8 protein-coding genes are annotated in these 12,874 nt (G+C 43.2%); all 8 read right to left on the bottom strand.

The genetic code is table 11. The features are described 5' to 3' along the window. Positions 1-306: 306 nt before the first annotated feature. The 8 genes from U0021_RS08975 to U0021_RS08940 all read right to left on the bottom strand — a co-directional run bounded on the left by U0021_RS08975 (position 307) and on the right by U0021_RS08940 (position 12,832). Positions 307-720, bottom strand: a complete 414-nt coding sequence (locus U0021_RS08975) for a hypothetical protein (RefSeq protein WP_114801235.1) — start codon at positions 718-720, stop codon at positions 307-309. Beyond that, the gene (locus U0021_RS08970; RefSeq protein WP_327037479.1) at positions 717-3,575 is read right to left on the bottom strand and encodes a hemagglutinin repeat-containing protein; all 2,859 of its coding nucleotides are present in this window, start codon (positions 3,573-3,575) and stop codon (positions 717-719) included. The genes U0021_RS08975 and U0021_RS08970 overlap by 4 nt, the downstream gene beginning before the upstream one ends. Positions 3,576-3,634: 59 nt before the next feature. Next, positions 3,635-3,955, bottom strand: coding sequence for a hypothetical protein (locus U0021_RS08965; protein WP_162816850.1), 321 nt, complete (start codon positions 3,953-3,955; stop codon positions 3,635-3,637). Then, positions 3,952-4,527, bottom strand: a complete 576-nt coding sequence (locus U0021_RS08960) for a hypothetical protein (protein ID WP_227538756.1) — start codon at positions 4,525-4,527, stop codon at positions 3,952-3,954. The genes U0021_RS08965 and U0021_RS08960 overlap by 4 nt, the downstream gene beginning before the upstream one ends. Positions 4,528-4,617: 90 nt before the next feature. Beyond that, positions 4,618-4,836: a CPCC family cysteine-rich protein gene (locus U0021_RS08955; RefSeq protein ID WP_114801220.1), complete on the bottom strand. Its 219-nt coding sequence runs from the start codon at positions 4,834-4,836 to the stop codon at positions 4,618-4,620. Next, positions 4,826-5,302: a hypothetical protein gene (locus tag U0021_RS08950; RefSeq protein WP_205276603.1), complete on the bottom strand. Its 477-nt coding sequence runs from the start codon at positions 5,300-5,302 to the stop codon at positions 4,826-4,828. The genes U0021_RS08955 and U0021_RS08950 overlap by 11 nt, the downstream gene beginning before the upstream one ends. 149 nt (positions 5,303-5,451) lie before the next feature. Beyond that, positions 5,452-5,841 (bottom strand): DUF6984 family protein, encoded by a 390-nt coding sequence (locus tag U0021_RS08945; protein WP_114801219.1) that lies wholly within the window; start codon positions 5,839-5,841, stop codon positions 5,452-5,454. Beyond that, on the bottom strand, positions 5,822-12,832 hold the full coding sequence (locus U0021_RS08940; protein ID WP_327037478.1) for a two-partner secretion domain-containing protein: 7,011 nt from the start codon (positions 12,830-12,832) through the stop codon (positions 5,822-5,824). The genes U0021_RS08945 and U0021_RS08940 overlap by 20 nt, the downstream gene beginning before the upstream one ends. Positions 12,833-12,874: the final 42 nt, after the last annotated feature.

Below are 12,874 nucleotides of genomic sequence, written 5' to 3'. Positions count from 1 at the left end.
GTCTGATTCTCGCTGCCATTCTTTTTTAACCTGCTCTCTACAAGCATCATCTTTGCAAGCATCATATTTTCTTTCTATTGCTTCATAAGAAACTGCACCAGCGATTGATAGTAATCTAAATTTTTCATATTATTTACCTATATCAACAGGAATATGAGTAATATTTTGTTGGGGATTTCTATAAAAATTTCCATCGGAATCTAGATATTTATTTCCAACCTTAATCTGTGCCACTCACATTTTACCAAAGTTGCTGTTTAGATATCTAACCCTAGCCATTGCAGCTTTTGTTACAGGAGGTTAAAATCAATTAAGAACCCATCTTTCTTCACCATCTTCATCTACATATCGATGAACGATGTTATAGGGGCATAGTATTACAAACCACCAACCAACATACTGATTTTCTTCATCAAGCTTATTCATCGCCTCCTCACCAATCCAAACATCTTTAAGTAGCTGACAAGCTTGTTTGGCATCCATCTTGGCTATTTCATCATCAATCTCTTTATTGCCATCATTGGTTATTAAGCGACAGTAGTTTTGGGCAAACAAGAGTTCCAAAGCGAGAAAAAATGCCGTTTCGTTATCATAAATAATTTCTTCACATGGTTGTATGCGATTTTCACTAACCCCACAAACAACATCCCAAAGAAAGTAAAGCTCTGAAGCAAAATGACGATTTAAAAAGGTATGGATAATTAGTTCAATCTGTTTCATTCGAATTTTAACTCCAATTTTTTAGGCCCTAATGAGGTGGAAGAACGTTGAATTTCAATGGTAAAACGCACAGGATGCTCCCTGTTAGATGTTGCAAAATTTCTTAATAATACCGTTGAGCCATCACTTTGCGGAACTTTGATTATATATCCTGGCTTGCCTGATGGCGATGTTTTGCCTGGAATAGCTTGATACATAGGGCTGCCAGTTTGTGGCAATGTCTTAATCCCAGCTATATCTTTAAATGCCTGATAAATATCTTGGGTGCTTACACCTCTATAAATAGGTGCACCAGCGGTTGTTGGTTGTGCAATGGGTTGGTATGTTTTATTATTGATGGTAATGGGCATTTGCGTAAGTTGACGGTTATTTGCAACTGTTATAATATTTTGTCTGTAAGCAGCACCACTATTGGCAATAGGTGTCACAGGTGATAACGTCTGATTATTAGCCTTTGTAGGTGTTCGGCTTCCACGCCCAGCCACCGCCGCACCAACCGTCCCAGCACCAGCTTGCATTAGTAAATCTTCAGTGCTTCCAGGTGTTACTCCGCCATCTCTTCTAAGAGCTTCATTTCTTGCGGTTGCATCAGGCTGTGTCCAGCTTGATATCTCCATTGCAGCCAATGTGTGTCGTTTGTTTTGTATGGCTGCCAGATGCGGAGTATCAACACCTATGAAACCACCTGTAAATTGGTCAAAGTCCTCCCAGGTCAAAACACCTTGTTTTACTAAATCAAGCTCTATTTGCCGAGTTCTGTCTGATTCTCGCTGCCATTCTTTTTTAACCGCTACTTCACATTCTTTATTACCTTTGCAATTATCATATTTTTTCTCAATTTCCTCATAGGAAACAGCTCCTGCATCTTTTAAAGCTTGAATATGCCTTCTTTGTCTGGCGTTTAATTTACTGCTTTTTAATGCAGACTCATGATACAAATAATTCCACTCGGTCTGCCCCACATTATTCACAGTACTTGCAGTATCACCGCCAATAGAAGCACCAAGTCCTGCTGATAAGGCAAGTAGAGTGATGTCTCTGGTTTGTTTGTCAAAATCCTGTTCTTTTAGATACTCATCAATCTTTGGAATGGCGTAGGCTGTCCCACCTGCTGATGCTGCACCCTCAACAGTGCCTGTCGCTAGGGCAGCAGCTGCAGTATGCAAAGCAACACGGTAGATGCCGCCTTCACTCCATTTGGCTGCTTCATCCAAGATTTGATTAATCTGTTCATCGCTAAGATTTTCAGCATCATCAAGTTTAGAGAGTATGACAGCTTCTTGATAGCCGCTAAACTCCGCCACTGCCTTTGGTGCTTCTCTGCCAAACTCTGTAGTAATAGTCACCTGAGCATTTAACTCTTTATGTGCTTGTGCTTGGTTAAAATCATTAGCAATGATTTCATTAAGCTGGTTTTGAATTTCTTCTTGTTTGAAGTTGCCCGTGTTGATATGGCTAAGCCCTGCTTGGTCAGTGATGGCAGAATGGGTGGTGCTGGTTTTATGAGCTGGGGTGATTGTACCATAGCCTAAGCCTTGTAGGGTAGGTTTTGCTTTGTTGTCTGGATTGCTGGTGTCTGCACCAATACCAATGCCAAGACTGATGGCATTACCTTCATAATTTAGGTGATTTTCAATGTCTTGGGTTTGGATACCTTGGGCAAATTGAGTGTGGTTTTTACCTTGATCGGTGATAAGATAGCCGCCAGTCAACTTGCTTTTGCCTTGTACTTGTAAAGTGGATTCTTTGGTTTTGATACCGGTTTGGTCGGTGACTTGGGCATAGCTTGCATTGGCGTTTGTGTTACCACCAGTGATACTGGCAGATTGTGGTGTGCCTTGGAAGCTGACATCAAGATTGCCACCTACTTGGGTTTGATTGCTGTTGTATTGATAAGTATCTTGACGGCTTTTGACGATGAGATCTTTGCCGACTGTACCTGTTAGGTATGTGGTGTCAAGATTAGCACCATCTAGGATAAGACTGCCACCGATGTCATTGATGGTTGTACCGCCGACAGTGATTTGGGTGTTGGTGTGGGTTGTAGCAATCTCTTGACTACTGCCTTTTGCTTTGTTGGCATTGATGGTAAAGCCAGCAGAATTTGAACTTAGCCCATCGGTGCTAAGATTGGCAGAAGCATAAACACCAAAGCCTGCGCCTTTGCTGCTATTTTGGCTGTCTTGGGTGCTAGTTTGGGTTGAGGCTTGATAGATGACACTGCCTTCGACTTGATTGTATAGGTTTTGTTTGGCTGTGATGTTTGAGCCTGTGATGGTGACCGTACTGTCAGCACCTTTGCCTGAGACATCAAAGATCAGATTGCCCTCAGCATAAACATTGGCAGCGTCATTCACCTCTTGATGGCTGTGGCTATCACTTTTGGTGGTTTGACTCCCGATGGTCGCCTGAGCTCTCATGCTACCAAAGTTTTTGTTGTGTAGATTGTTGGTAAGGGTGTAAGCTTTAGAAGTGCCTGCAGCTGCTGCCATGATTGTCATGCGCCGAGAGTTGGTGTCTTTGGCAGCATCTGTTAGCTTGTCTAAGCTTTGGACATCACTGACAAGACTGCTGGAGACGCCGGCAGTTAGCCCTGAGGTTTTTTGGCTAAAGCTGTGTGTATTGGCAGCGGTGGCATTTTGACTGGTGATATTGACAGCTTGTGACTTAAACAAGATATTGCCTGTATTGGCATCAGTCTCATCTTTTTGGGCGATGATGTCACTGTTGATGACATCAGTGTCATCGCCTGCTTCAAGGCGGATATTGCCCCCTGTGGTGCCAATCACCGAGCCTGTATAGGCGGTGTGCTCATCACTGTTTTGTTGACGAGTTTGTTGCTTGCCTAGGGTCACTGAGGCGGGTGTGGTGGTAAATACCCCTTTTTTGGTGGTTTGTTGACTACTATGGCGGCTTAGGCTATCTTCAGCAGAGCCGATAAGCAGAGCTGATTATCAGCCTTAATCAGAATGTCCTTATCTGCCAAGACTTCGGTTGAGATTAGGCTGGTGTTTACACCTTGAATGACGACTTCATTACCACCAACTTGACTTATGAGGCTCTTGTCACTGTACTGTCCAAAGCTAGACTGCTCAGTTTTACTGCCTGTTAGGCGACGATTGGTGAATTGGCTGGTACTTTGCACGCTTTGGGTAGCACGGCCTTCAGTGATGCTAACATCCCCCGTCGCCATAACAGCAGTTATACCCCTTGACTGCAGATTTAAGCCTTTCATGGTGATGTTGGCAGTATCACCTGTGGTTTTGATGATGGTATTGCCAGCACTTGTGATGGTTGAGCCTGCATAGGTATGGTTTTTATTGTATTTTCATCATATAAACATCCATCTTTGCCAGCATTCACATGAGAACGCCTGATTTTCTCGACAAATACTTCAGGTATAGAAAACAATTTTAGTTCTAGATTGTGTGTATTGCTAAAAATTTCAAATGCCTGATCGCCTTTTAAAATATCCAAACCGTCCGAATGCCTATTAATAACATAATAATATTTGTCTGCATGCCACAAATAATACAACCCTTGTTTATCACATAACTTAATGGACAGTCCGTGTAGTATGTAGTAATCTTTTGTTTTATAATAATCAATTATACCAACTGATGGCATGGATTGATGCTCTTTAGATTGTCGTGAGTGTAAAAAATACCATTTCTCATCAGGGCTAAACTGACTTAAATAATAACCATCTCCCAAATTAATTTCTCGATTTTCATAGCACAAGACCATTGTAATACATAGCAGTATAAAAGAGAGTAACAAAAGCGATAGTTTAGGTAATAATTTCAACAGTTTAAACAATGCTCAAAAAGCTAAAGAGTATCGAAAACTTACCATTTAAACACTGCCGGAAATTTTTCTTAGCGTAGGCATGTTCAATCACCTTTTAACTTTTTGTAATAAATAATTTTTTCTATATTCTTCTATAGATAATCCATTAGCACCACCACAGTAATCTGGGTCTATTATTTGAATTTTATCATATTGCCATAAACATATTGGGCATATATCAAATTCTTCATCTTGATGAAATTTTGTTTGATTACAACACGGACATAAAAATTCATCATCATTAATAAATGTTATCTTATTGAGCATTCCAATATTTCTCCTTATCTTTTGGCTTAAACATTGTCTTAATATTGCCATTTTTATCTTTGATAGCAAAAGTATTCGTAGATGGTTGATAAAAAAGAACATCCCCATTAGATCTAGTTTTTGTTAAGGTTCCAGCAGGTGGATTATCCACAAAATCTCTTGCAAATCTATAATAGTCATTCTGAGATCTTAATTCAGGAAATTCACTTTTGTGTTTATTCCAATGAATAGTTAAATTTTGATTAAAATCTCGTGGTTTTCCTTGCGACCAAGTATAACCATAACTATCGTCCCTATAAACATTATTCTCAACCCTCCTAGCCTCCGCTAACACTTTTTCAGCAGCCTCTTTGCTTTCAAAAGTCTTGCTAAGAATTTTCTCTCCAGCTTTAATCACATATCTGCCAGCACCACCAGCTACAACTGCAATAGCAATTTCCTCTGGAGTGGTTGGTATAATGAACAAGCCTATTTGCCTGAGGGTTTCAAGATTTTTCTCACCATGATATTTACCACAGTCGTTGGATTGTCAGTGTACCAATCACCCCACATCTCACCGATGGTAGCAGCATCACAATCTTGTTTTTTGATATTTATTTTTAGAATTTAAATCGTTTAATCCAAAGCAACTGGCGGGCTGGCAATATTATCAACTTGCAGAATTGTGCCTAGAGGGCTGGCTAGTGCTTCAAAATCCTGAGTAAAGCTATCAAGTTCATAGAGATAACCATCACGATCAACATATAAAGCAATGTTGATCAGCCTCCCATCGGTATCATAGGCTATAGCCTCCAAGATATTACAGCCAAACTTTCTTATATTGGCACTATCACGGCAAAATTGAAGAGATCCCATTCCATCATCACTTAAATCAATCACATACATATCTTCAAGCGGTTTATGTAATTTGCATGGCATATTGTTATGTTTTAATAAATATTTAATAAGTCGAATCTCGCCTTGTTTTAAACGGCGTGGTATTGTATCAGGGTTGTTGTGCATCATGAATCCGTCCTATATTAAAAGTATCTACGCTTCTTCTGTTGATGGAATATGTTAAATTAGTACCGTTAATCTTGACTGTATGCCGTTCTGTCTGATTGATTGGCATACTATTGAGATTTAATCGATGCAAATCTCTTCTTATGATAGGAACTACATAAAACATATCCATATTATAACTATTAACATGTCGCCAAGTATGATAACCCTGATTGGCATTACCCCCAAAAGTAATTTTTGTTCTTTGCCCATTTGGTAATATCGGGTTTAAATCAGAATAGCCGTGATAATATATACGCCGAAATTCTTGGTAGGGATCTGGATAAGTTTGTTTTGAATTTCTTACAAATCTACCAAGAGCTTGATATTCCCATACCTCTGCTTGGCTAGGAGTATCTGATCTGCGATAAGATCGTATGCCAGCAAACTCTGGATAGACCTCCCTAATAGATATTGTTTCACGAGCAATAATATCCCGTCTTAATTGATGAGAATAAGGTCGAGTAGGCACTCTCCTATTAGCAGTATTCCACCTCACCGCCTCTGCCGCCATATCAGCAGCCACATTGACATCTTCACCAGCATAGGCAGCGGTGACGCCTGCGATCAGTTTGGCTTGATTGATGAGTTTATCTTTTTCATCTTGGGTTAGGGTGTTTGGGTTATCGGTATGCCAATCACCCCACATCTCACCAACGACAGCACCGATGGCGGCGGCATCACAATCATTGCCAGCAGCTTTGGCAGATAGACAGCCTGTAAGTCCTGCGGCAATCTTATGAGCAATGTTATCACTTAGTGTGTCGCTGTCAAAATCTTTGACGATATTTGAGAGAGTGTCTTGAGTGGCAACAGCGGTGAACTGCACTCTAAGGTTCTTTTTGAGATTCTCCTCAAAATCACTGCCATAGACAGCGGTCTGTAACAAGCTTGTACTGGTACTATCGGCAATGGCTTTCACCAATCTTTGGTCAAAGCCTGTTTGGGTGATATCTATGCCTTTTAACCCCAAGCCCTTATCAATCTTATGGCTAATGCCAGCACTTGCGATGGCAAGGGTGAGTTGTTTGACATTGTCTTTGGAGCCAAGTTCTTTGAGAGTCGCTTCAACATCTCCCTTGTTGTTAATCAAGCTAACGCTAGCTTGGGACGCAAGCGAACTAAACGCAGCACCTGCCATTGCTCCGACAGTCTGACTGCCCACATTAGCAGCGACGGTGCCGGCGATACCGCTGGCAGCACCGCCTGTTGCCATACCAACTGCAATCGCCACAATGGCAGCACCAGCAGGCGTCAACCCTTCTTGCTTATAATCCCAGCTTTCTTCTGCTAGGATAATCTCTTGCCAGAGGGTGTCTTCTCTATCAATAAACTGATATAAATAGCTATACTCAGGCTGTTGTATGAGTGTATCGATTTGCTCTTGTAGCGTGATACCTGCCTTTTGCTCTTTTTGAGAGATGGGGATTTGTATCTCTACGCCATCTAAAGCGATGATGGTCGGTGTATTATTGCCTACAAAGCTTGGTAGTGTGGCAGTTTGCTTAATACTACCACTATCCTCAGTCTTTTGCCAGACGACATAGTTATCATTACTGGTAGTGTGTTCAGAGGTGCCTGAGATGGCGGCTTGTAGGTATAGCTTACCACCACTAACCACAGTCGCATTGTCAGAATAATGAAACTGCGTACCCTCTAGCAGCGTTGAGCCATTTGATTTGGTGCTGATATTCTTGGCTTGCAAGGTGGTGGTGATGGCATCTACCTGCTCATAGGTGTGAGTATAGTCGCCTTTATCAACGGTTGCACCAATCCATTTGTTGTTTTCGCTGCTACTGGTTTTAGTAGATAGGATATCTTTGGCAGCATCCATGATTAGATGACCATCAGTTTCAATGCTGATGGTTTCAGTAGCCTTGACCTCTACACCTGTTAGCTGTGTGTTGCCACCTGATTTCATCAGCACAGTCTCACCGCCCACCGTGCTTTGAATACTGGCATCGCTATCCATCTGATAGGCAGTTTGGGTGGTCTTTTTGCTTAGTATGCCTTTGTCGGTGATTTTGTTGGCAGTATCTAGGCTTTGGGTGGTACGACCTTCGGTGACAAGAATTGAACTACCCACGCCTTGTGCCAATAAAGCAGTCACACCTTCCGACTGTACGCTTGATCCTTGGATGTTAATGTCTGCATATTCACCTGTGGTTTTGATGATGGTATTGCCAGCACTTGTGATGGTTGACCCCACATCTTGTGTTTGACTGTAGCTAAAGTAATCATTGTCATCTGCCACAGCACTGATGTGATTGCTTGTGGTAACAGTGCCAATGTCAATGCCGTTTTGGGCAGTCATTTGGGTGCTGCCGCCTGCGTTGTCTGATGTGGCACCTTGATAGATGATCTGATTGCCACGCAGACTTAGGGTGGTTAATGGTTTGCCGTTTTCATCTGTACTGTCTTTTAGTCCTGTGCCTACGCTGATGGTGGCAATTTGGCTGATATCGGTGCGACTACTGCTACTTCTGCCTTGCGTGTTTGTTTGGGTGGTGGTTAGACTTTGGTTGATGATGCGGTTTTTGGCATCAAGACCCATGGCACTGTTGGCATACATGGTGCCATGGTTGGTGATGTCATTGTTTGCTTTGATGGCGACAAAGTTGCCATAAATGGTGCCTGTATTATTGACATTATTTGCGCTAATGGCAGCGGTATCTTTGGCGATGAGGTTGCCATTGTTATCTAAATTGCCTGTCAGCTGCATGTCAATATTTCTTGCTGAGACAGCACTGTATCTACCATCAGGGGTAAGTGTGCCTGTCGCAATGTTGGCAGATCTAAGATACAGCTTAGGCACCAATACTTCTTGGGTTTTGCTGAGGCGATTGCCATCTTTGTCTTTGGTGGCGACCGTGATGGACTGTTTGACCAGCCAGACGATGTCTGTGGTTAAGTTTGCCATCTGCTCGGCGGTGAGTGCGGTGCCAAGCGTGTAGCCAAACTGCTTGGCTGCCGTGATGCCATTATCCATTAAGGCTTTATAGGCTTCTTCGTTACTGTGATAATCGGTGTTGATGTGTCGGCCTGTCAGTAGATAGTACTGATCTTTGATTCGGGTTTGCTCACCATAGCCATTAGAGAGGCGTTTGTGGATGTGATTTGGGTCTGATTGTAGTGCTTTTAGCATATAATCAGAGGATAACCACTGTTTGTCATCAGTGAACGCAGGGTCAGTTTGGATCAGTGGCAAGTTAGGGTCGTCAGCAGTGATGATGTATAAGGCTGAAGTTGGTAAGGTGATGGTGTCATCATTGACATCCTTGATGATGGTAGAGACATCATTGCCTGTGGCTGGTTTATCAATACCTGTGCTGCTTGGTGTGGTATTGATGGTGGCGTTTAAAATGGGCAGCTGATACGTTGCTAGTGGCGCAAAGGATTGCACAAAAGCGCCACTGCCGATATCAATGCGCTTGTGCCTGCGACCTGCACCAGATGAGACCACTGTACGACTGACATATCGACCATTTTCAGTGACTTTGGTTTTTTCACCATACAAGCCATTGTCAGGTGTTTGAATGACTGTATCACCAAGCACTGCAAAGCCTAAACCTGCATTCATTTGGCTTTTATCATTAATCAGGGTATCGCCATGAATGATAAGATTATTGCCAGCCACCATACGAGCAGGGTCAGAGGTGAGTGTCTTGTCTTCATAGACAACAAAGTCCACCGTGATTTCATCAATCTCCTCACCAACACGCTGGTAGCTTCCGTTTGCTTGCTTAACGTATAAAGCGCCAGTCGGTGCACCTTTACGGCTGGTTGGACCTAAGTACGCTTCATCGGTGGTGTAGATGTTTAGTGCCAGATCCACATCGCTTTTGTCTTTGGTGAACTGGCGGTTATACTCTCGAATGGCTAAATTTAGCGCTTCGATGGGTGCAGCATTATCCTCTTCCCATTTTAATAAAGGACCCATGACCTTAGTGTAATTCGCCAGATCTTTATTGTACTGGACGCACGCTTGGTTGTCTGCACCTGCCAAAGCACAGCTTTGGGCGGTTTCATCCTTTGGCAGCTCAGGCTCATCTAAGAGATCTTTGGCTTTGATGTCTGGAATAGGCTCTTTGGGTGCATCAATCTTAAAGTATGCCCAGATGGCAGAATCATTGTCATAATTGATGATGCAATCGCTACCGTCAGCACAGTCAAACAGCCCCGCCATAGGCTTTTTGCCCAAATCAGCAACATCGGTGCTTTTTTGAATGACAGGGGCTGCCCCTGATTGCTCACGGTTACGATACAGTGTTTGCCCATAAACAGATTCTGCTTCTACCTTAACCGTATGCTTTTTAAAGTCAGCATTGGTGTTCAATAAGGTTTTGGTATTAACCACCATCTCCCCACCAGACTCAATCGTTGCTCCTTTATTAACAACCGTCTCTGCTTTGCCTGTAGCTTGCTGATTGTCATCTAGACTGCCGCCAATGTGCAGGCTACCTAGACTTGTGATTAAGGCCTGATTGTCAAAGCCGTCATTGAATTTACCCGCTCTGTCAGGGTTGGGGTGGTTGTTTAAGTGATTAACACCAATATCCAGACGCTGTCTGGCAGCAATGACAGGGGCAGTGTGGTGAGTATCGATATCTTTGGCTTTTGCTGGTGTGTTATTGAGCGTGTCAGCTTGGATGGCAAGATGTGTGCCATAGAGACGACCACCAGCAAGGTTGTTGATGGTGTCATTGGCTTTCACAATGGTCGTATCGCCATTGTGAAAGCCTTGGTTTGTGATATCCGTTTGGCTAGTAATCTGTGTATGATTGCCGCTTGTGATGATACCTGCTTGCGTGTTATCAATGTGATTGGCATTCAGTGTTAATGTTTGACCTGCGGTCAATTGGCTTTGGTTAATCAGCTTACCACTTGTTGTAAACGCTAAGCGATTGGCAACAAGCTTATCTTGATCGGTGTGGGTATAGTCTGCCAGTTGGGTGATGGTAAGTGTATCAGCCGTGATGGCACCACCGTTTTGTAACTCTTTGGCAGTGATATCTGCTTGTTTGACTGCGGTCATGGTGCCGTCTTGATTGATAATACTGTCTTTGGCGATAAGTGTGATATCGGTGCCGCTTGTTAGGCTACCACCCGTGTTGATGATGGTAGATTCACTGCCAATCACCATGCCATCTTTGGCAGTGATGCTGCCTTTGCTGTTGTCAAAGCTGGTTAATTGCCAGTGCATCTCATCTAAGGCGATTTTACTGTCGGTGTTGGTCAGGGTGTTGGTATTTAGGCTTTGTGCATCGATGGATGCTTGCTTGGTGTTACTGGTTTGATTAGCACTGATACCAATATCACCTGTGGCAGTGATGAGTGCTTGATTGCCGGTGTTGTGAATACGATTGGTAGCAATGATATGGCCACGAGCATTTGGGACGGGTTTGGTTTGTGCGTTTGCACCAGAGTCACTTAAAGCAGGTGGCTGTGGGTCTGTCCCCAAATTACCTGTACTGCCTGCCGTACTGTCTTTCGGCTGATTGCTAATACTGCCAGCACTTTGATCACTGCTTGGGGCAGAGGGTGTAGGGATACTGGTTTGTCCATACAGGCTTTGACCAATCACCGCTTTATCAATGTTGATCAGTGTATCGGTGGTGATATCAAGCTTACCTGTACCAGTTTGGATCAGCTGACCGGTGTTATCAAGCTTACCCGTATCCACTTGCAAAACACCGCCATAGACACTGCCACGGTTTTCAATCGCTTCTTTGGCTGCAATCTTGGCAGTTTGGGTGCTGTGAATGATGCCTGTGTTATTAAGACTTGCGGTATTGATAGCAATGTCTGCTTGCTCACTTAACAGGGTGCCGTTGTTTTGAGTGGTGCTGCCATGGGTGCCAATGGTGACAGCATCTTTGGCTAGGATTTTACCAGTATTGACCAGATTGCCTTGGCTGTCCAAGGTGAGCGTACCAACACCAAGCTGTTGTCCACGACCTGTGGCTGTAATGACCCCTTGGTTATTGACCCCAAAACCTTTGTCAGTACCGACTAAGTGGATTTTACCTGCATACATCCCACCAAGATTTGAGATGTCCAATGCCAAGATTGGCGTAGCACCTTGTTGCTCCTTATTGGTGGTTTGATTGGCGGATGATGTACTGGTTTGTTTATTGATGGCGGTTAATTGTGTGAAATCACCATCTTGAAGATGGACACTGTTTTCACCTAGAATAACATCAAGTTGTCTGCCGGCATAAATCTCATCATTAATCTGCACAGCTTTGGCAATGAGTGCCGCATAATCCGTGCCTTGTAGGTTTAATTTGCCATGGGCGGCAATATGACCTGTGCCAACTTCATAACCTGTCAACTGCCCCTGATGAACCTGACTGTTTGCTGCTGCCAGATGCACATGACCAGCATTGATAAACCCAGCACCATTGATAACTAAGCCTGATGGATTGGCAATGATGACATCGGCTTTTTTACCTGCAATTTCAATAAAACCACCCAAGTGGCTTGGATGGTTTGAATTGACTTGGTTTAAGATGGTAGAAGCTTCCCCACGAGCCATATAGGGGTTGGCTTGTACAAAGCCTGCGATTTGGGTACCCACTGCTTTACGGTTGTTATTTAATACAGCACCTGTGCTGCCGACATCAAACTGGCTGTAATGATTATTGGATAAGCCACGAGCATTGGGCGTTGCGATATTGACAGAAACCACACCACTTGCGGTGTTTAATACAATCGGCTGTAAGGCTTTATCAGCGGATTTATCTGCAATGATGGTGGTGGGGGTGTTGGCATGGGCTGACTGCAAAGCCATAAGCACTGCAAAGGATAAAAAAGTAAGTAAACCCGCTACGCCTCGTGTCACAGATTTGCTGCCACCACTTGCACTACCACAACCAACACGACGAGCATATTCACAAACCGCCATCCAAGTCTGTGTGGATTTGTTAAAGACGGTTTTGTATACATGGTTCATCACATTTTCCTTTAAAATAAATAGCAATAATAGTGTAACAAA

It is taken from the genome of Moraxella canis (genome assembly GCF_034424565.1).
GTDB lineage: Bacteria > Pseudomonadota > Gammaproteobacteria > Pseudomonadales > Moraxellaceae > Moraxella > Moraxella canis.
This window is presented reverse-complemented; position numbering and strand designations above follow the sequence as displayed.